14 protein-coding genes and 1 pseudogene are annotated in these 19,887 nt (G+C 61.9%); 12 read left to right on the top strand and 3 right to left on the bottom strand.

The features are described 5' to 3' along the window. Positions 1-62 precede the first annotated feature (62 nt). The 4 genes from ACR9ZN_RS11510 to ACR9ZN_RS11495 all read left to right on the top strand — a co-directional run bounded on the left by ACR9ZN_RS11510 (position 63) and on the right by ACR9ZN_RS11495 (position 6,213). Positions 63-1,373 (top strand): N-acetylmuramoyl-L-alanine amidase, encoded by a 1,311-nt coding sequence (locus ACR9ZN_RS11510; RefSeq protein ID WP_454814073.1) that lies wholly within the window; start codon positions 63-65, stop codon positions 1,371-1,373. Positions 1,374-1,631: 258 nt separating this feature from the next. Continuing rightward, entirely contained in the window at positions 1,632-4,046 is a 2,415-nt protein-coding gene (locus ACR9ZN_RS11505) for a penicillin-binding protein 1A (protein WP_434956595.1), read from the top strand. Positions 4,047-4,242: 196 nt separating this feature from the next. After that, positions 4,243-5,374, top strand: a protein-coding gene (gene prfB, locus ACR9ZN_RS11500) for a peptide chain release factor 2 (RefSeq protein ID WP_441771835.1) whose coding sequence is annotated in 2 segments (ribosomal slippage) — positions 4,243-4,311 and positions 4,313-5,374 — 1,131 coding nt in all. Because the reading frame shifts where the segments join, the coding sequence is not laid out codon by codon here. 53 nt (positions 5,375-5,427) lie between these two features. Then, a complete protein-coding gene (locus ACR9ZN_RS11495; RefSeq protein WP_481272278.1) occupies positions 5,428-6,213 on the top strand; it encodes an inositol monophosphatase family protein in 786 nt (261 codons plus the stop codon). Positions 6,214-6,255: 42 nt separating this feature from the next. On the opposite strand, the pseudogene ACR9ZN_RS11490 reads toward ACR9ZN_RS11495, so the two are convergent. Together ACR9ZN_RS11490 and ACR9ZN_RS11485 are read right to left on the bottom strand one after the other, a co-directional pair. Next, positions 6,256-7,916, bottom strand: a pseudogene (locus ACR9ZN_RS11490) (L-lactate permease). Positions 7,917-8,055: 139 nt separating this feature from the next. Next, entirely contained in the window at positions 8,056-9,885 is a 1,830-nt protein-coding gene (locus tag ACR9ZN_RS11485) for a PHA/PHB synthase family protein (RefSeq protein ID WP_434956591.1), read from the bottom strand. A gap of 164 nt (positions 9,886-10,049) precedes the next feature. On the opposite strand from ACR9ZN_RS11485, the gene ACR9ZN_RS11480 reads away from it, so the two are divergent. The 6 genes from ACR9ZN_RS11480 to guaA all read left to right on the top strand — a co-directional run bounded on the left by ACR9ZN_RS11480 (position 10,050) and on the right by guaA (position 16,997). Next, positions 10,050-10,427 (top strand): hypothetical protein, encoded by a 378-nt coding sequence (locus tag ACR9ZN_RS11480; protein WP_454814070.1) that lies wholly within the window; start codon positions 10,050-10,052, stop codon positions 10,425-10,427. A 135-nt stretch (positions 10,428-10,562) separates the two neighbouring features. After that, positions 10,563-11,780 carry an LL-diaminopimelate aminotransferase gene (locus ACR9ZN_RS11475; RefSeq protein WP_454814069.1) on the top strand — a complete coding sequence of 406 codons (1,218 nt, stop codon included), beginning with the start codon at positions 10,563-10,565 and terminating at the stop codon, positions 11,778-11,780. Positions 11,781-12,007: 227 nt separating this feature from the next. Beyond that, the gene (gene guaB, locus ACR9ZN_RS11470; protein WP_441771832.1) at positions 12,008-13,504 is read left to right on the top strand and encodes an IMP dehydrogenase; all 1,497 of its coding nucleotides are present in this window, start codon (positions 12,008-12,010) and stop codon (positions 13,502-13,504) included. After that, complete coding sequence (locus tag ACR9ZN_RS11465) at positions 13,504-13,926, top strand: MAPEG family protein (protein ID WP_441771831.1); 423 nt, start codon at positions 13,504-13,506, stop codon at positions 13,924-13,926. Before guaB ends, ACR9ZN_RS11465 begins: the two co-directional genes overlap by 1 nt. 3 nt (positions 13,927-13,929) lie before the next feature. Continuing rightward, positions 13,930-15,234 carry an RsmB/NOP family class I SAM-dependent RNA methyltransferase gene (locus ACR9ZN_RS11460; RefSeq protein WP_481272277.1) on the top strand — a complete coding sequence of 435 codons (1,305 nt, stop codon included), beginning with the start codon at positions 13,930-13,932 and terminating at the stop codon, positions 15,232-15,234. A 212-nt stretch (positions 15,235-15,446) separates the two neighbouring features. Beyond that, entirely contained in the window at positions 15,447-16,997 is a 1,551-nt protein-coding gene (guaA, locus tag ACR9ZN_RS11455; protein WP_454814066.1) for a glutamine-hydrolyzing GMP synthase, read from the top strand. A 120-nt stretch (positions 16,998-17,117) separates the two neighbouring features. Here guaA and ACR9ZN_RS11450 read toward each other — a convergent pair whose 3' ends face one another. Beyond that, entirely contained in the window at positions 17,118-18,017 is a 900-nt protein-coding gene (locus ACR9ZN_RS11450; protein WP_434956584.1) for a LysR family transcriptional regulator, read from the bottom strand. Positions 18,018-18,153: 136 nt separating this feature from the next. On the opposite strand from ACR9ZN_RS11450, the gene ACR9ZN_RS11445 reads away from it, so the two are divergent. Both ACR9ZN_RS11445 and ACR9ZN_RS11440 read left to right on the top strand, forming a co-directional pair. Further along, the gene (locus ACR9ZN_RS11445) at positions 18,154-18,483 is read left to right on the top strand and encodes a nuclear transport factor 2 family protein (protein WP_434956583.1); all 330 of its coding nucleotides are present in this window, start codon (positions 18,154-18,156) and stop codon (positions 18,481-18,483) included. 38 nt (positions 18,484-18,521) lie between these two features. Then, positions 18,522-19,298 carry an SDR family oxidoreductase gene (locus ACR9ZN_RS11440; RefSeq protein WP_481274346.1) on the top strand — a complete coding sequence of 259 codons (777 nt, stop codon included), beginning with the start codon at positions 18,522-18,524 and terminating at the stop codon, positions 19,296-19,298. The last annotated feature ends 589 nt before the right edge of the window (positions 19,299-19,887 follow it).

The raw sequence follows: 19,887 nt of genomic DNA, 5'->3' as shown, positions 1-19,887 counted from the left end.
GCCTGTTCGACGCAATTTGCAATTTGGAGATGATGGGCGGAATGAGGCTCGCCGCGATAGGCATGCTCGTCTTGTTGGGGGTGGGGCAGGTCCAGGGGGCTCGCGCCGCCCAGGGCCCCGTTGCCCCTCCGGCTACGGCCGAGCCGGCAGCGACGCAGCCACCCGCCGCCCAAGCACCTGCAGCTCCCACGCCGTCCGCCCTGACGGCCAGCGACGCACGGCTGGCTGGCGACGACAGGCGCACGCGTCTGATCGTCGATCTTCACGGTCCCGTGAGCGGACTGAATTTTCGCGTCTTCGTGCTGCCCGATCCCTATCGCGTGGTGGTCGATCTGCCGCAGATCGAGTTCGGCATGCCTCCTGAGACAGGCAAGCACGGACGCGGCGTGGTCAGCGCCTATCGGTTCGGTCTGATCGCGCCCGGAAAGTCGCGTATCGTTCTGGATCTGACCGGGCCGGCGGCGGTGGACAAGTCCTTCCTCCTCGATGCACTGGACGATCAACCCGCCAGGCTGGTCATCGATCTGGTCAAGACGGAGCGGGCTGCCTTCCTGCGCACGGCGGCGAGCCAGAAGAGCTCGGATATGAGTGTGCACCCGCAAACGCCGCAACCCTCGCCCCCTTTGCTGCCGGAAAACCAGCCGGGCCTGCCCGTAGTCGTGGTCGATCCCGGTCATGGCGGCATCGACATGGGGGCGACATCCAAATCGGGTGAGCAGGAAAAGACCATCGTGCTCGAATTTGCCAGGAGGCTCGCCGACAAGATCAACGGTTCCGGCCGTTATCGCGCGGTCCTGACCCGAGACAGCGACACTTTCATCACACTCGCCGGCCGCGTTCAGTTCGCCCGGGCCAACCGGGCATCGCTATTCATTTCCGTGCATGCCGATACCTTGCACGACCCCTTCGGTGTCAGGGGCGCGACGATCTACACTCTCTCGGACCGGGCATCCGACGCCGAATCGGCGCGCTATGCCGAGCAGGAGAACAAGGCCGACGCGATCGCGGGCGTTGACCTGGCATCGGAGCCTGGCGATGTGGCCGATATTCTGATCGATCTCACGCGGCGCGAGACCAAGTCCTTCTCCAACGGATTTGCCAAGGTCCTCATCGATCAGTTTCAGGCGGCCGCCACGCTCAACAAGAATCCGCACCGCTCGGCTGGCTTCAAGGTGCTGACTGCGCCCGACATCCCCTCGGTGCTGTTGGAACTGGGCTATTTATCGAGCCGGGACGACGTGAAACTGCTGACATCGGATGACTGGCGCAACCGCGCCGCCGATGCCGTGGTGACGGCGATCGACGGCTTTTTCCAGCAGCGTCGCGCCAACCAGCCCGCGGCATCGAGCGGCTCCGCGCCCGCGACGCCTTGAAGCGTTTTGCGATCTGCTTGGCAGCGTTGAAAAGGCCTTCCTATAGGGCCCGTGCACAGGCATGTTGCCGGAGAGCCGCAGTTTCTCCACAAAAGCCCTGCAAAAGCATGCAGGTGCGGACGCCGCCCTTGGGTTCGGCTGGCCCGGCATGTTAGACGTCAGTGGAATGTGCCGGGGCTGCCGGTGTGAAAACGAACGGCTTCGGCCCAAACCCGGCAATGGCAGGGCAGGGAAGATAGTGCCGATGAAAGCGTTGTGATGAGACTTTTCGTTCGGTTCCTTGGATTTTTGTTCACAACGGCATCGATGTTGTTCCTTGTCGGAGGATCGTTCGTGGCCCTCTATGTCTGGGCCAACACACGCGACCTGCCCGATACTGCAGCGCTCAAGGATTACGAACCGCCGGTGATGACCCGCGTGCATGCGGGTGATGGTGCGCTCCTGGCCGAATATGCGCGCCAGCGCCGCCTTTATCTGCCGATCGAAGTGATGCCGCCGCTCCTGACCCACGCCTTCATGTCGGCGGAGGACAATGATTTCTACAATCATGTCGGCATCGATCCCAAGGGCGTGCTGCGCGCGATGATCGCGAACGTCACGCATAAGGGCCGCCGCCAGCAGGGTGCATCCACCATCACGCAACAGGTTGCCAAGAATTTCTTCCTCGCACCCGACCAGAACATCGTGCGCAAGATCAAGGAAGCCATCCTGGCCCTGCGGATGGAGCAGACCTATTCGAAGGACAAGATCCTCGAGCTTTATTTGAACGAAATCTACCTGGGCATGGGCAATTACGGCGTGGCCGCCGCCGCCCTCAATTATTTCGGCAAATCCGTCGACGAACTCGGCATCGCCCAGGTCGCCTATCTCGCCGCTCTTCCGAAGGGGCCGAACAACTACAATCCGATCCGCAACCACGATGCGGCCGTCGGTCGACGCAATTGGGTGATCGACCAGATGGTTTCCAATGGCTACATCTCCAAGGAAGAGGGACGCAAGGCCCAGGCCGAGCCTCTTGCGGTGACGCCGCGTTCCTTCGAAGGCGCCCAGAGCTACGCGGCCAATTATTTCACCGAGGAGGTCCGGCGCGAAATCGCCGAGCGCTATGGTGAGGACAAGCTCTATGAAGGCGGCTTGTCCGTGCGCACTACGCTCGATCCGAAGCTCCAGCGCCTGGCTCGTGATGCCATGGTGGCGGGGCTGGTGCGCTTCGACGAGCGTGGCGGCTTCCGCGGCCCGGTCAAGAATGTCGACCTCGGCGAGGATTGGGGCGTGACGCTGGGGGCAGAGAAGCGTCTGAGCGATATCAAGCCCTGGCAACTCGCCATCGTTCTGGATGCCGGCGACAACTCGGCCCGTATCGGCCTGCAGCCGCCTCTGGACCGGTTCGGCTCGATTTCCGCCGACCGACCGACCGGCTCGATCAATTTGGACGGCGTGAAGTGGGCACGTCAGCGCGGCCGGGCCGCCAACAAGGTGAGCCAGGTCCTGAAGGTGGGCGACATCGTCTATGTCGAACCCAAGACCGATGGCACCTATCGCTTGCGGCAGATCCCGGAAATCTCCGGCGCCATGGTGGTAATGGACCCCTATACCGGCCGCGTGCTCGCGATGGTCGGCGGCTTCTCCTTCGATCAGAGCGAGTTCAATCGCGCCACCCAGGCGCAGCGCCAGCCCGGTTCTTCATTCAAGCCCTTCGTCTATGCCACCGCCATCGACAATGGCTATACGCCGGCCTCGGTGGTCATGGACGCGCCGATCGAGATCAACCAGGGCAATGGCGAGACCTGGCGCCCGTCCAATTACAGCAACAGGTTCTACGGCCCCCAGACGCTGCGCTTCGGCATCGAATATTCGCGAAACGTCATGACGGTGCGCCTCGCCCAGGACGTGGGCATGCCGCTGATCGCGGAATATGCGCGCCGCTTTGGCGTCTATGACGATCTTCCGCCTTACCTGTCTGGCGCGCTTGGGGCTGGCAACACCACGGTGATGCGCATGGTCGCCGGCTATGGCATGCTCGAAAATGGCGGGCGCCTGATCAAGCCGACCCTGATCGACCGCATCCAGGACCGCTGGGGCAAGACCATCTACAGGCATGACGAGCGCATCTGCCAGGGCTGCAATGCCGATGCCTGGAGCAACCAGGACGAACCGCATCTGCTCGATCCGCGCGAACAGGTGCTCGATCCGATGACGGCCTATCAGGTCACTTCCATGCTGGAAGGCGTTATTCAGCACGGCACGGCCCAGTCACTGCGTTCGCTCAATCGCCCGATCGCCGGCAAGACTGGCACCACCAACGATGAGAAGGATGCCTGGTTCATGGGCTATTCGCCCGATCTGGTCTGCGGTCTTTATGTCGGCTACGACACACCGCGCCATATCGGCAATGGTGTCACCGGCGGCAGTCTCTCCGGGCCGATCTTCGGCTCCTTCATGAAGGCCGCCCTGGCGGACAAGGCGCCGGTGCCCTTCCGCGTGCCGCCCGGCATCAAGCTGATCCGCATCGACCGCAAGACCGGCATGCGCTCCGATGGCGGCGGTGCCATTCTGGAAGCCTTCAAACCCGGCACGGCGCCGCCCGACAACTACACCGTCATCGGCTCCGGCGGTGGCTCGGAGGGCGGTGGTGGCGGGCCCGTCTCGATGGGGACGGGCGATCTCTACTGATTGTCCTTTCCCTCACCCGGTAGCTTGCCTATATGAAGCCCGACTAGAGCGTTTTTGCGATTTGACGGAATCATCTAAAATCACAAAGACGCTCCAGCCAATCCGTTGGATTGGCTTGGAAACAAAGAATTAGAGCAAATAAGCGTTCACACTTGAACGCGCTTTACTCTAGCAATCCCGAACGAGCGATTCATTCATGCGCGCTGAAATCCTGTCCTTGGCGGACGAAATCAAGCAGTCTGCTGGACTGCTGAGGAGGCATCTTTGACTGGGATACCTCCTACGCCCGCCTGCAAGAACTGAACCACCTCTCCGAACAGCCTGACTTCTGGAACGACGCCGAGAAGGCGCAGAAGCTGATGCGTGAGCGCACCGATCTCGATGATCGGCTGTCTGCTCTCGTGCGCATCGAGAAGGATCTGGATGAGACGCTCGAGCTCGCCGAGCTTGGCGAGGCCGATGGCGACGAGTCGATCGTCGACGAGGCGGAGAGCGCCCTGACCGCGCTCAAGAAAGAGGTCGTCGAACGCCAGTTCGAGGCTTTGTTCTCCGGTGAAGCCGACAACAACGATACCTATATCGAAATCAACTCCGGAGCCGGCGGCACCGAGAGCCAGGACTGGGCCAATATGCTCCTGCGCATGTATACGCGCTGGGGCGAGCGGCACCGCTTCAAGGTCGAGTTGATGGACTTCACGGACGGGGAAACCGCCGGTATCAAATCGGCCACCATCCTGGTGAAGGGCACCAAGGCTTATGGCTGGGCCAAGGTGGAGTCGGGCGTGCATCGCCTCGTGCGCATTTCACCCTATGATTCCAACGCACGCCGGCACACATCTTTCGCCAGCGTCTGGGTCTATCCGGTGATCGACGACTCGATCAACATCGAGATCAACGAGTCCGATTGCCGCATCGATACCTATCGCGCCTCCGGCGCCGGTGGTCAGCACGTCAACCGAACGGATTCGGCTGTACGCATCACCCACAATCCCTCGGGCATCGTGGTGGCCTGCCAGCAGGATCGTTCGCAGCACAAGAACCGTGCGACGGCCTGGGCTATGCTGAAGGCGCGCCTCTACGAGGCGGAGCTCAAGAAGCGCGAGGAAGCGGCAATGGCGACCCATGCCGGCAAGACCGACATCGGCTGGGGCCACCAGATCCGTTCCTATGTCCTGCAGCCCTATCAGATGGTGAAGGACACCCGCACGGGCTACACCTCGGGTACGCCCGGCGACGTGCTGGACGGCGACCTCGACGATTTCATGAAGTCCGCCCTGGCCCAGCGCGTCTATGGCGGCGGGCCCGACGCGGTCGAAGACATCGACTAGTGAGAAGCCGGAGCTGCGCTCCGGCTTTTTCTTTTGAATAGAGCACGTTAGAGATGAATTCCGATCCGATCTATCAGCGCTACTCCTTTGCCCACGGCCTGATCAAGGAGGCCGGTGCCCTGGCGCTCGGCTATTTCAACGAGCTAGGCAGCCTGACGGTGAAGAGCAAGGGATTGCAGGACGTGGTCAGCGAGGCCGACCTGCAGACCGAGCTGCTGATCAAGAAGCGTATCGCCGAATCCTATCCGGACGATGGCTTCTTCGGCGAGGAAACCGGGCCGAGCGGCATTGGGGACAGGCGCGGCATCTGGGTCGTCGATCCTATCGACGGCACCCAGCCTTTCCTGAGCGGCCTGTCTTCCTGGTGCGTGTCGATCGCATTCGTCTATGATGGCGCATTGCAGTTCGGGCTCGTCTACGCGCCCAAGGACGATGAACTGTTCGCCGGCGGGCTGATCGCGCCGGCCACGCTCAATGGCCGGCCGATCGCTCCTCACAAGGGTAGTGCTCTCAGCGAAGGCGTGGTCAGCGTCGGCTACAACAACCGCATCAAGCCGAGCGAAGTTCTGGCCGTGCTGGCGCGGCTGCTCGAAGCGGGCGGCATGTATCAGCGCAACGGTTCGGGCGCGCTGTGCCTGTGTTATGTCGCCTGCGGCCGCCTGCTCGGCTATGTCGAAGCCCACATCAACTCCTGGGATTGCCTCGGCGCCATCGCCATCATCCGCGCCGGCGGCGGTCAGACCAACGATTTCCTTGCCGGTGACGGCCTGGTGCAGGGCAACGCCATCATCGCGGGAGGGCCGGCGATCTATCCGGCGCTCGTGGAAGTGCTCGGCTGAAGCGAGATTCAGGCCGGCTGTCATCCCGGCCTGGGGAATATGTCATCCCAGCACCATGGCGGTGAAGGGATAGACATAGGCTTGCAGGGTCACGAACAGGCCGACGAGGCAGGCCAGAATGATCGAGTGCAGGAAGACGTAGCGCAGGATCGTGCCTTCATGCCCATACCAATTGGTCGCGGTGGAGGCCACGACGATCGATTGTGCATCGATCATCTTGCCCATCACGCCGCCGGAGGAATTGGCGGCTGCCATCAGCACCGGTGACAGGCCCAATTGCTGCGAGGTGATCTTCTGCAGGTTGCCGAACAGCACGTTGGAGGAGGTGTCCGAGCCGGTCAGTGCGACACCGAGCCAGCCGAGCAACGTTTCAAAGAAGGGATAAAACACGCCCGTCGCCGCAAAGGCGAGACCAAGGGTGGCGTCGACGCCGGACAGGCGTGTCAGCGTGCCGATCGCGAGCATGGCCGAGATAGTGATCAGCGAGATCGCGCACACCTTGATGGTGCGGCCATATTCGACGATGAGCTTGGCGGGCGAAAAACCCATCAGCAGGCCGGACACGAGGGCTGCCAGGAGCATGCCCGTGCCTGTGAAGGACAGATAGGTGAAGGAGAAGATCGCGCTTTCCGGCGTGGGTTTGGGGACGACGGGCGCCACCCTGCTGATCTGATTGTGAAGGTCCGGCACCTGGTAGTTCCAGGAGAAGATGGCGTTGGCCCAGGTCTTGAAGGCCCCGGTGCCCCAGATCAGCATGAAGATGCAAACCAGGATCCAGGGAAGCAGGGCACCCCAGAGCTGCTTCTGGGTCAAGGCGGCGCGATCGGCCTCCGTGCGAGGCCTTGCCAGATCTGCCGAGGGGTCGTTGCTGCGCAGGGCCGGCGAGAGCCAGAGCTCTTTCGGCTGCCAGACCTTGAGGAAGAGGATCAGGCAGCCCATCGAAATCAGCGAGGCGCCGATGTCGACGATCCAGGGATTGATGTAGTTGGAAATCAGGAATTGCGGCACGGCGAAAGAGATGCCGGTGACCAGGATCGCCGGCCATACGCCGATCATGCCGCGCCACCCGGCGAAGGCCCCGATGACCCAGAAGGGCACGATCAGGGAGAACAGGGGCAATTGCCGGCCGACCATGGCGCCCAGCACGTAGGGATCGAGCCCGGTGACCGACGCCAGTCCCTGGATCGGCGTGCCCAAGGCGCCGTAGGCGACCGGTGCGGTGTTGGCGATCAATGACAGGCCGGAAGCCGCCAGAGGCGAGAAGCCGAGGCCGATCAGGATCGCGCCGGTGATGGCAACGGGCGTGCCGAAGCCGGATGCCCCTTCGAAAAAGGCACCGAAGGAGAAGGCGATCAGCAGCAATTGCAGGCGTCGGTCTTCGGTGACACCACCGATGGCCCGCTGCAGCAGTTCGAACCGGCCACTTTCGACGGTGATGCGGTAGAGGTAGATCACGTTGAGAACGATCCACCCGATCGGGAAGAACCCGGTGACGACGCCGAGCAGGGAGGCACGGATCGACAGGCCCGCGGGCATGGTAAAGATGAAGACCGTGATGAGATTTGCGGCGATGAGGGCGACCACCGCCGCGATATGGGCTTTGACCTTGCCGCTGGCGATCAGAACTAGCAAGGTTACCGCAGGGATGGCGGCCGCAATGGTGGAACTTCGTTGCCGAGGGGGTTGTAAGTCTGATTCCACATGTCAGGGCTTCCCGATTACGACTTGTATCGTTGGGGTATGCCATGTGGAACGTCGGACGATTTGACCGTAAAATCAAGACAGGTATCCAGATGCGGCCCTGCTACATGCGCGGGGCCGCATGATCCGTCTCGGTTCGCCTTAAGACTTCACACGCACATAGCTGCCGGGGGCATCGCCGAGTGGCTTGCGACGTCCGCCAGGCTTGCGCTTATCGGCGGGGACTTCCTCAGGCGCCTGCTTCTTCAGCCAGGTCAGCCAGTCCGGCCACCAGGAGCCGGGGTGTTCGGTGGCTCCCTCCAGCCAGTCCTCATAGCTGCCCGTGGTGGGGCCGCCCAGCCAGTATTGGTACTTCTTGCGGGCCGGCGGGTTCACCACGCCGGCGATGTGGCCAGAGCCGGACAGGACATAGCGCACCGGCCCGCCAAAGGCCTGCGCGCCGATGAACACGGAATTGGGCGGGGCGATGTGGTCTTCGCGCGTGGCCAGTTCGTAGATCGGGATCTTGACCTTCTTGAGGTCGAGGGTCTCGTCACCCACCGTCATGCGCCCGCGCGTGAGGTTGTTCTCCAGATAGCAATTGCGCAGATAGAAGGAGTGGTTCTTTTCGGGCATGCGGGTGGCATCCGCATTCCAGTAGAGCAGGTCGAACGGGGTAGGTTGCTTGCCGCGCATGTAATTGTTGACGAGATAGGGCCAGATCAATTCCTGGCTGCGCAGCATGTTGAAAGCGGCCGCCATCTTGGAACCGGGAAAATAGCCGTGCTCGGCCATGGTTTTCTCGATCCATTGGATATGGTCCTCATCGGCGAAGACCTTGAGATCTCCAGCCTTGTCAAAATCGACCTGCGTAGCGAACAAGGTGGCGGATGCGATGCGTGTGTCGCCCTTGGCGGCCAGCCAGGCCAGCGTCACCGACAGCAAGGTGCCGCCGACACAGTAGCCGATGGCGGAAACTTCCTTCTCACCGGTGATCTTGCCGATTTCGTCGAGGGCGGTGACCGGACCTTCCTTCATATATTCGAGGAAGCCCTTGTTGCGCTGCTTTTCGTCCGGGTTCACCCAGGAGATCACGAAGACGGTCAGGCCCTGGTCGACGCACCATTTGATGAAGCTCTTTTCGGGCGTCAGGTCGAGGACGTAGAATTTGTTGATCCAGGGCGGACAGATCAGGATGGGTCGCTTCAACACGTCGGCCGTGGTCGGCGTATATTGCAGCAACTCCATGGTGGCATTGCGGAACACCACCTTGCCCGGTGTGGTGGCGAGATTGACGCCCACCTCGAATTTCGAGGTGTCGGATTGACGGATCTTCAGCTCGCCCTCGCCGGCGTCGATATCCTCCTTCAACATCTCCAGGCCGCGCACCAGGTTTTCGCCGTTCTCGGCCAGCGTGTCGCGGATGAGCGCAGGATTGGTGGCGATGAAATTGCTCGGCGAGATCGCGGCCGAGACCTGCCGGACATAGAAATCGGCCTTGTGGCGCATGCGAGGCTCGAGCCCGTCGGCCTCGTGCACCAATTTTTCCGCCCAGCGGCTGGTGATCAGATAGGCCTGCTTGAGCAGGTCGAAATATTGGTTCTGGCTCCATTCGGGATCGCGAAAGCGTGCATCCTTCGGGTCAGGCTCCGCCACAGGCTTGGCTTCCTCGCCGGCCATGCGCTGCAACGAGGAGGTCCAGAGGGACATGAAGCCGCTGGCGAGGCTGGTCTGGGCCTGCATCGCGCGCTGCGGATCGGACAGCCAATATTGGGCGAGATGGCCGATGGAATTGACGGCGTCGGTGACTTCCTCGGTGATGTCGCTCTTGACCCTGCCATCCTCCCGCGGGCGCAGATAGGCCGCCAGAGCCTTGCCGCCTTCTTCCACGGCTCGGCCCATATTGCGGGCGAGCACCTCGATATCGACCGGTCCGAAAGCTGCCACGGTTTCGGCTGAGGGGGGCGGATTGGCGGTTTTGTCGTTCTTCATCGCGTCCCTTCTTGGCTTCTCACGGCCCTTCATTAGAACATGTTTTTCCTTCCTGTGAATGCTTCTTCGCATGGCTTTGTGAACCATGACGTTGATTTCATCGATTTTCCCTGTTTGCCGATCGGCCGGCGCTCTATAAGAGGGGGAGAAATTGCGAGAACGTCATGCGGATCCATTCCTTCCTCGTCGTCGCCGTCTTGGCCGGCATAGGGCTTGCAAGCTGTGCCGGAGGCTCTGGCCAGACCAGCAAGCGCTTCGGGCTGACCTCGGGTCCGTTGCCGACGCCCCAGCCTTTCGTCACTCAGTCCCGCGTGAGCCAACCCAACGCCTATCCTAGGATCGGCGCGCTGCCGCCGCCCCGCGGCGACCAGATCCTGTCCATGAGCGAGCGCAAGGCACTGGAAGCCAGCCTGCTGGCGACACCGGGGCGGCAGCCCAGTCCTGAGGAACTCAAGGCGCGTTCACAGGCCAACCGCAAGGTAGCCTCAAAGCGTATTCCCCCGTCGCAGCGCAAGCATGTCGGCTTCTTCCCACCGCAATGATCGATATCGCGCTGCCGTAGATCGATTTTCACGATTGGCGCAGATTTTTGGCATTTCTTTTGCCATCATTCGTCGAAATGATTTAGAGGTTCGCTCCCCGTAACCCTGAATGCGCCGTCGCGCGAAAGCACCGTCATGTCCGACTTTTACTCAACCCGCCGTTTGCCGCCCTATGTCTTCGAGCAGGTCAACCGGGTAAAGGCGGCAGCACGCGGGCAGGGGGCAGATATCATCGACCTGGGCATGGGCAACCCCGATCTGCCCACGCCGAAATTCATCACTGACAAGCTGATCGAAACGGCCCAGAAGCCGCGCACCAATCGCTATTCGGCCTCCAAGGGCATTCCGGGCCTGCGCAAGGCCCAGGCCAATTACTATGCCCGCCGCTTCGGCGTGAAGCTCAATCCCGATACCCAGGTCGTCGCCACGCTGGGGTCCAAGGAAGGCTTCGCCAATATGGCGACCGCTATCACCGCACCCGGCGACGTGGTGCTGTGCCCCAATCCGTCCTACCCGATCCACGCTTTCGGCTTCCTGATGGCGGGCGGCGTCATCCGCTCGGTTCCGGCTGAGCCGAACGAGGATTTCTTTCGCTCGGCCGAGCGGGCGGTGAAGCACTCGATTCCCAAGCCGATCGCGGTGATCGTCTCCTATCCCGCCAATCCCACGGCCTGCGTCGCCAGCCTCGATTTCTATCGGGACCTGATCGCCTTCGCCAAGACGCATGAATTGTTCGTGCTCTCGGATCTTGCCTATTCGGAAATCTATTTCGGCTCGGAGCCGACACCCTCCGTGCTGCAGATCCCGGGCGCGATCGATGTCGCGGTCGAATTCACCACCCTGTCCAAGACCTTCTCGATGGCGGGATGGCGCATGGGCTTTGCAGTCGGCAATGAGCGGCTCTGCGCCGCGCTCGCCCGCGTGAAATCCTATCTCGACTACGGCGCCTATACGCCGATCCAGGTCGCGGCGGCCGCGGCGCTGAACGGTCCGGAAGATTGCATTGCCGAGATGCGCGAGACCTATCGCAAGCGTCGCGATGCCCTGGTCGAAAGCTTCGCCCGCGCCGGCTGGGAAGTGCCGATCCCGCCGGCTTCGATGTTCGCCTGGGCGCCGATCCCGCCCAAGTTCAAGGAGCTGGGCTCGGTCGAGTTCTCCAAGCTCCTGATCGAGAAGGCGTCCGTTGCGGTCGCGCCCGGTATCGGCTTCGGCGAGCATGGCGACGATTTCGTGCGCATCGCCTTCGTGGAGAACGAGCAGCGCATCCGCCAGGCGGCGCGCAATATCCGTAAGTTCATGGATGGCGCCGACCAGACCCTGCACAATGTGCTGCCTCTGACGAAATCAGCGTGATGCGGTGTGCCGGTCCTGCTCCACCTCGAGGGAGCTGAGAGGACCGGCACACCGAAATTTCCTCTCACGACGAAAAATGCATGGCTGACAGGCAGTAAAAAGACGGCTGCCCGTCTTTCCCTTGTCGATTTCAAATGGTAAACGATCGCGCCAACCCAGCTCCGGCGGCACGAATTCCTGCCCCCCGAAGCCGGATCGATTCTGCTTTTCCTGATTGAGAGTTGGCAATGACACGCATCGTTGATTCATCGCTTTTTCCTGAAGCGCTTACCTTTGACGACGTGCTGCTGACACCCGGACATTCCGAAGTGTTGCCGGCTCAGGCCGACATCCGTTCGCGCGTCACCCGTTCCATCTCGGTCAATCTGCCGTTGCTGGCTTCGGCCATGGACACGGTAACCGAGGCCAACATGGCGATCGCCATGGCGCAGAATGGCGGCATCGGCGTGATCCACCGCAACCTTACCCCCGAAGAGCAGGCCGAGCAGGTCCGCCAGGTCAAGCGTTTCGAGAGCGGCATGGTGGTGAACCCGATCACTATCCCGCCGGAAGCAACGCTGGCCGATGCGCTGGCCCTGATGAAGCGCCATCGCATCTCCGGCATCCCGATTGTCACCGGCGCAGCGCCGGGCGTACCCGGCATCCTGGTCGGTATCCTCACCAATCGGGACGTGCGTTTTGCCGACAAGCTCGACCAGCCCGTGGCCGAACTGATGACCAAGGAACGCCTGATCACGGTGAAGACCGGCGTGGAGCAGGAAGAGGCCAAGCGCCTGCTGCATCAGTTCCGCATCGAGAAACTGGTGGTGGTCGACGAGGATTATCGCTGCGTCGGCCTGATGACCGTCAAGGACATCGAGAAGGCGACGCTGCATCCCAATGCCTGCAAGGACGGTGAGGGGCGCCTGCGCGTCGCGGCGGCTTCCACTGTCGGCGATGGCGGCCATGCCCGCTCCGAAATGCTGATCGATGCCGGCGTCGACATGATCGTGGTCGATACCGCCCATGGCCATTCGCAGAAGGTGCTCGACGCGGTCGCGCGCATCAAGCGCCAGTCCAATTCGGTGCAGGTGGTTGCCGGTAATGTCGCCACCGGCGAGGCGACCCGCGCCCTGATCGGTGCGGGTGCCGATTCCATCAAGGTGGGCATCGGTCCCGGCTCGATCTGCACCACCCGCATCGTGGCGGGCGTCGGCGTGCCGCAGCTCACCGCCATCATCGACTCGGCCAATGCGGCGCGCGAGCATGACGTACCGGTGATCGCCGACGGCGGCATCAAGACCTCCGGCGATTTCGCCAAGGCGATCGCGGCCGGCGCTTCGGTCGCCATGGTCGGCTCGATGCTGGCCGGTACCGACGAGACGCCCGGCGAGGTCTATCTCTATCAGGGCCGCTCCTACAAATCCTATCGCGGCATGGGCTCGATCGGCGCCATGTCCGCCGGCTCGGCAGACCGCTATTTCCAGGCCGACATCAAGGATTCGATGAAGCTGGTGCCGGAAGGAATCGAAGGCCAGGTTGCTTACAAGGGTCCGGTCTCAGCCGTGCTGCACCAGCTCGCCGGGGGCTTGCGCGCCTCGATGGGGTATGTCGGCGCCGAGACGATCGCCGATTTCCAGGAGCGCGCGCGCTTCGTACGCATCTCGAATGCCGGCCTGCGCGAGAGCCATGTGCATGACGTGACCATCACCCGCGAGAGCCCGAACTATCCCGGCCGCAACTGATGTCGATTGCAGCCGTTCTCACGCCCGTCTTCCTGCAGGTCCTGCTGACGTTCGCATTGTTGTTTCGCCTCGGCATGGTGCGGGCTGCGGCCTTGCGTCAAGGAGGTATCGACCTTGATGATGTGCGGCTCAACGGGCGCGCTTGGCCCAAGCTGCCACTGCAGGTGAGCAGCAGCTTCGACAATCAGTTCCAGATCCCGGTATTGTTCTATGCGATCACCGCCCTGGAATTGATCACGCATGCCACGGATATCTTCTTCGTCGTGCTCGCCTGGATCTTCGTGGTTTCGCGCTATGTGCATGCAGGCATTCACATCACGTCCAATCGCGTAAAGTTTCGTTTCCGGGCTTATTCCGTCGGTGTGGCGGCGCTGATCATTGCCTGGTTGCTTTTTGCCTTCAAAGTTTACACAGGCGCCTGATCGATGATCCCTGCTGCCCGCATTTCCGCCGCCTTCGAAATTCTCGCCGATATCGAGGCCCGCCGCCGTCCTGCTGCCGATGTGCTCAAGGACTGGGGGCTCTCGCATCGCTTCGCCGGCTCCGGCGACCGTGCCGCGCTGGCGGGGCTGGTCTATGACACCTTGCGCCGCCGCGCCTCGGCGCGCTGGCTGATGGACAACGAGACACCACGCGCCTCGCTGATCGGCATGCTGGTCTTGCAGCGCGGAGAGACGATCGAAACGCTCGACGCGCTGTTCACCGGCGAACGCTTCGCGCCCGAACCGCTGACGGATGACGAGCGCAAGGCGCTGGCCGGACGCAAGTTGGCCGATGCCGAGCCGGACATCCAGGCCGACGTGCCGCGCTGGCTCTGGCCTTCCTTCGAGGCGGCTTTCGGGGAGGATGCGATCGCGGAGGGGCGGGCCCTGGCCGAACGCGCGCCGGTGGATCTGCGCGTCAACACGCTGAAGACTTCGCGGGACAAGCTGCTCGCCGAACTGGAGCCTCTTGGCGCCAGCGCCACGCCGCTATCACGCTGGGGCGTGCGCGTGCCGCTCGGCGCCGACGGCCGCAGCCCGGCTGTCCAGGCCGAGGAGAGCTTCCAGAAGGGCTGGTTCGAGATCCAGGACGAGGGCTCGCAATTGGCCGGCCTCGTCGCGGCGGCGAAACCCGGCGAGCAGGTGCTCGACCTGTGTGCCGGCGGCGGCGGCAAGACGCTGGAATTCGCGGCCGCGATGGAGAACAAGGGCCAGGTCTTCGCCACCGACAGCGACAAGCGCCGCCTGGCGCCGATACATGACCGGCTCGCCAGGGCGGGTGTGCGCAACGTTCAGGTCCGCACGCCAAGAGGACGTGTATCTGGTGGCGCCTTGGCGATCGACGATCTCGACGGCCGCATGGATCTGGTGCTGGTGGACGCACCCTGCTCGGGAAGCGGCACCTGGCGCCGCAGCCCCGACACCAAATGGCGCATGCGCCCCTCCAGCCTGGCCGATCGCCAGAAAGACCAGGCCGCCGTGCTCAGGGCCGGTGCCCGCGCGGTGAAGCCGGGCGGGCGGCTGGTCTTCGTCACCTGCTCCGTGCTGCCCGAAGAGAACGATGCCTCGGTGAAGGCCTTCCTGGCCGACCATGCCGATTTCACCGCTGCCTCCTTGCCGGAACTGGCCAAGGGCGCGGGGCTCTCGGCTTTCGCGCGTTTCAGCTCGTCGGGCGGCACCGGCTTGCAGCTTTCGCCCCATCGTTCCGGCACGGATGGTTTTTTTATCGCCCTGCTGCACAGGAAGTAGATGGTGTGCCGGTCTTCAGACCGGCATGGAACTGCGGTGCTTGCCTGAGTTATATTGCCGGTCTGAAGACCGGCACACCAATTCACGCTCATCGCCGCGAATTGGCGCCAGCGCAAGATCTTATGCAAAATCTTGCTGAATACTATGCGACGTTGCAAGATTTTGGCCTTCCTTCGGTTGCATCAAAAACCTAGGTCGACTACCTCCCTGCCATGACACACAACGCCATCCTCATCATCGATTTCGGTTCGCAAGTCACCCAGCTGATCGCACGCCGCGTGCGCGAAGTCGGTGTCTATTGCGAGATCCATCCCTTCCAGAGCGCCGCCGAGGCTTTCGAGAAGCTGAAGCCGAAGGGCGTGATCTTTTCCGGCGGCCCGGCCTCGGTAACGACGGCGGGCAGCCCCCGCGCACCGCAGGCTGTGTTCGACGCCGGCGTGCCGATCCTGGCGATCTGCTATGGCCAGCAGACTTTGGCAACCCAACTCGGGGGCAAGGTCGAGGGTGGGCACGCCGCCGAGTTCGGCCGCGCCGATGTCGAGATCCTCGAGGCGAGCCCACTGTTCGAAGGCTTCTGGGAGCCGGGCAAGCGCTATCCGGTGTGGATGAGCCATGGCGACCGGGTTACCCAGTTGCCCGCCGGTTTCAGGGTGGTCGGCACCTCCGAGAACGCCCCCTTCGCCATCGCGGTGAACGAGGAGCGGCGCTACTACACCACCATGTTCCATCCCGAAGTGGTGCATACGCCCGATGGCGGCAATCTTCTGAAGAACTTCGTGCAGAAGATCGTCGGTATCGAATCGGATTGGACCATGGCGGCCTATCGGGCCGAGATGATCGAGAAGATCCGCAAGCAGGTCGGCAAGGGCAGAGTGCTCTGCGGCCTGTCGGGTGGGGTCGATTCCTCCGTTGCGGCTGTGCTTATCCATGAGGCGATCGGTGACCAGCTTACCTGCGTCTTCGTCGACCACGGCCTGCTGCGGGCCGGGGAAGCCGATCAGGTCGTCGGCCTCTTCCGCGAGCACTACAACATCCCCCTGGTGCATGTGGACGCGTCCGAGCGCTTCCTCGGCGAGCTTGCCGGCGTCACCGATCCGGAAGTGAAGCGCAAGACCATCGGCCGTCTCTTCATCGAGGTCTTCGAGGAGGAGGCGCGCAAGATCGGTGGCGCCGAATTCCTGGCCCAGGGCACGCTCTATCCCGATGTGATCGAGAGCGTCTCCTTCTCCGGCGGCCCCTCGGTGACGATCAAGTCGCACCACAATGTCGGCGGCCTGCCCGAGCGCATGAACATGAAGCTGGTGGAGCCGCTGCGCGAACTCTTCAAGGACGAGGTGAGGGCGCTCGGCCGTGAACTCGGCCTCACGGAAGCCTTCGTCGCCCGCCATCCCTTCCCGGGCCCGGGCCTGGCCATCCGCATCCCCGGCGAAATTACGCGGGAAAAGCTCGACACGCTGCGTGCGGCCGATGCCATCTATCTCGACGAGATCCGCAAGGCCGGCCTCTACGATAAGATCTGGCAGGCCTTCGCCGTGCTGCTGCCGGTGCGCACCGTGGGCGTGATGGGCGACGGGCGCACCTATGACAGCGTCTGCGGCCTGCGCGCCGTGACCTCGGTCGACGGCATGACCGCCGATTTCTTCCCCTTCGACATGAACTTCCTCGGCCGGGCCGCGACCCGCATCATCAACGAGGTGAAGGGTATCAACCGGGTGGTCTATGACGTGACGAGCAAGCCGCCCGGCACGATCGAGTGGGAGTGAGGGGTAGTAGAAACGGCGGTGTTCGGCGGTAAACGGCGGTTTCGAAATCGCTCTGCTGCTGATAGAAGGCGAAAGAAAACAGGCGATCCGGACAGTCGCCCTGGGGCATGGTTCCATTCGCTATCCTTGATTGGCGACTTCGCGAGCAAGGTCAATGAACGCTCTGAACGCTGCCGAGGGATTGCGTCGACTTGGGTAGTATAGGCACAGTGGCGCAAGTGGTGGCGTCCAATCTTCCAGGACGCGGACAAGACGCCCCCTCGCAACGTCGTCGCGAACGTCCGATTCCATGAAGAAGCCAATGCCGAAATCTTCCAACACGGCAATCCGCGAAAGGCTCGCCTCATCGAGCGTAATCGGGCCGTGAACGTCCATCAAGACCGGTTGCCCATCTTTCTCGAAGTGCCACCTGTAAAGCGCCCCATTGGGTAGCCGGACGCGGATACAGGAATGAGCAGCGAGGTCGGGAGGAACATCCGGTCTCCCTTTGTTCTGGAAGTAAGCAGGCGAGGCGACCACCGCATAGCGACGGGGAGGTCCCAGCGGGATTGCGATCATGTCACTGGGAACGAGATCCGCGTTCCGGATGCCGATGTCGAAGCCATCGGCGACGATATCGACAAGTCTGCCCTCCGTGACGAGATCGATATGCACCTCAGGATAGCGGCGAAGGAACTGCAGAAGCAGCGGCGACAGGATTTCGCGCGCGGCGGTTGCGTAGGCATTTATCCGCAGCGTTCCCGATGGCGTCTCCTGCTGTGATCGCGCACCTTCAATTGCGTCGTGCAGGTCTTTTAGCGCAGGACCGATCTTATCGACGAAGTTACGCCCGGCATCGGTAAGGGAGACGCTTCGCGTCGTTCGGTTGAACAAGCGGACCCCTAGCTGGCGTTCCAGCTTGCCAATGGCGTTGCTGAGCGCAGTCGTCGACATGTCAAGATCCAGCGCCGCCGCCCGGAACGAACCCCGGCGAGCAATGACGAGAACGGAATCGAACTGGATCAAACTACGTCCGGCCATTGTCCTGCTTTTCGCAACGTCGCATCACACTTTATCCTGATTATCAACGCCAACGTCCATCTCTAAATTGGCGTCAGGGTCGAGCGCAGATTGCTAACGACCCGCCACCCGACCAAACTCACGACGGAGAAGAACAATGGCTGTCGAACTCCCCAAAACAATTGCCGAATATTTTGCCGCGGACCGAGCACAAGCCGCAGGAGCTCTCTTGCAATGCTTCACCGAAAATGCGGTGGTCCGAGACGAGGGGAATACCTATGCCGGTCGCGGTGCGATCCGGCAGTGGAAGGCAGGTGCTTCCCAAAAATACACGTACATCGTCGAACCTTTCTCGATTGGGCGCGAAGGCGATCGGACGGTCGTTACGGCCCATCTCGTCGGCGATTTCCCCGGCAGCCCGGTCGACCTGCGCTACTTCTTCGTTCTGGAGGGCGAAAAGATCGCGGCGTTGGAGATTGTGCCGTGAGCGCAGATGCCCAGAGCCCGAGGAAGGACACGAGCGGCATCCCGTTTCTTACCTTGAAGGGGAAACGGGCGTTGATCACGTCCGGCACGCGCGGTGCCGGTGCGGCGACAGTCGCGCTCTTTCGTGAACTCAGTGCTCAGGTGCTGACGACGGCACGCACCCAGCCCGCGGACTTGCCTGACTCGCTATTCGTCGCTGCCGATCTGACCAGCGCCGATGGCTGCGCCGCATTGGCTGCCGCCGTACGGGAGCGAATGGGAGGCTTGGACATCATCGTCCATATGTTGGGCGGCTCTTCTGCTCCCAGCGGTGGTTTCGAGGCTTTGACCGATGAGATTTGGCGCAAGGAACTTGATCTCAATCTCATGCCGGCGGTTCGCCTGGATCGCGAATTCGTTCCAGACATGGTGTCGCGCAACACCGGCGTCGTCATCCACGTGACATCCATCCAACGTGAACTGCCTCTGCCGGAAGCAACGACGGCATACGCGGCGGCAAAGGCGGCTCTGTCGACTTACAGCAAGAGCCTTTCAAAGCAGGTATCCCCCTACGGCGTCCGCGTCGTTCGGGTGTCTCCCGGCTGGATCGAAACCGAGGCATCCATTCAGTTGGCGACGCGGCTGGCCGCGGACCATGGCGGGGACGTCGAGCAAGGCAAGAAGATGATCATGGAATCGCTCGGCGGGATACCGATAGGTCGGCCCTCGAAACCCGAGGAAGTCGCAAGCCTGATCGCTTTCCTGGCGTCCGATCGTGCAGGCACCATCACTGGGACCGAATATGTAATCGACGGCGGAACCGTGCCGACAGTTTGAAAACCCAATTAGCGGCCTAGACAAGACCGTCTTACGCAGGCGCGGATCGGCGCTTGTCGCGATTAGCAGGGGTACATTCTTGGTGGGCAGATAGGTAAGTGGTCTAGATTATCACGCATTTCAGATGCGCGATAATCCGACGGTATTTTCAGGACGAGCGATGTGCTCACGGTATTTGCCGGCGTGATTTTTGTTAGCAAAAGTGCAGTTCTGAAGGTATTTCTGAAGCACAGTTTGTGGGGCTAGTAGACATCCTAAGAATTGCCAAACTGCGACCAACGGGACGAGTTATAGCGATTGATCTCGAAACGCCGACTTCAAGGAAGGTTGCAAAATCGTCAATGAAATCAATAGCTCGAAATTTTGACGGCACACGCAACGGCATCCCAAAACACGAAAAATACTTTGACCAAGGAAATCAACTATTTATGATAGGTGGCCCTGGCGTAGAATTTCGCAGAAGATGTAATGATTTGCGGGCAGGGTAGACTGATAGCGCGGGGCACATCATCAATGGAATTGACAAACCAATCAAGTCATTGAAATCGTTAAATTTATCGGAGCGCCTAGCACGGCTCGCAGCTTGTAG

Source organism: Labrys sp. HAY1-8F, from assembly GCF_056754975.1.
The sequence above is the reverse complement of the archived record's forward strand: the minus strand, read 5'-3'. Positions and strand labels throughout refer to the sequence as shown.

Coding starts and splice junctions, on each gene's coding strand:
- ACR9ZN_RS11510 (WP_454814073.1), top strand. CDS start 63: ATGCTCGTCTTGTTGGGGGTGGGGCAGGTCCAGGGGGCTCGCGCCGCC.
- ACR9ZN_RS11505 (WP_434956595.1), top strand. CDS start 1,632: ATGAGACTTTTCGTTCGGTTCCTTGGATTTTTGTTCACAACGGCATCG.
- ACR9ZN_RS11495 (WP_481272278.1), top strand. CDS start 5,428: ATGAATTCCGATCCGATCTATCAGCGCTACTCCTTTGCCCACGGCCTG.
- ACR9ZN_RS11485 (WP_434956591.1), bottom strand. CDS start 9,885: ATGAAGAACGACAAAACCGCCAATCCGCCCCCCTCAGCCGAAACCGTG.
- ACR9ZN_RS11480 (WP_454814070.1), top strand. CDS start 10,050: ATGCGGATCCATTCCTTCCTCGTCGTCGCCGTCTTGGCCGGCATAGGG.
- ACR9ZN_RS11475 (WP_454814069.1), top strand. CDS start 10,563: ATGTCCGACTTTTACTCAACCCGCCGTTTGCCGCCCTATGTCTTCGAG.
- guaB (WP_441771832.1), top strand. CDS start 12,008: ATGACACGCATCGTTGATTCATCGCTTTTTCCTGAAGCGCTTACCTTT.
- ACR9ZN_RS11465 (WP_441771831.1), top strand. CDS start 13,504: ATGTCGATTGCAGCCGTTCTCACGCCCGTCTTCCTGCAGGTCCTGCTG.
- ACR9ZN_RS11460 (WP_481272277.1), top strand. CDS start 13,930: ATGATCCCTGCTGCCCGCATTTCCGCCGCCTTCGAAATTCTCGCCGAT.
- guaA (WP_454814066.1), top strand. CDS start 15,447: ATGACACACAACGCCATCCTCATCATCGATTTCGGTTCGCAAGTCACC.
- ACR9ZN_RS11450 (WP_434956584.1), bottom strand. CDS start 18,017: ATGGCCGGACGTAGTTTGATCCAGTTCGATTCCGTTCTCGTCATTGCT.
- ACR9ZN_RS11445 (WP_434956583.1), top strand. CDS start 18,154: ATGGCTGTCGAACTCCCCAAAACAATTGCCGAATATTTTGCCGCGGAC.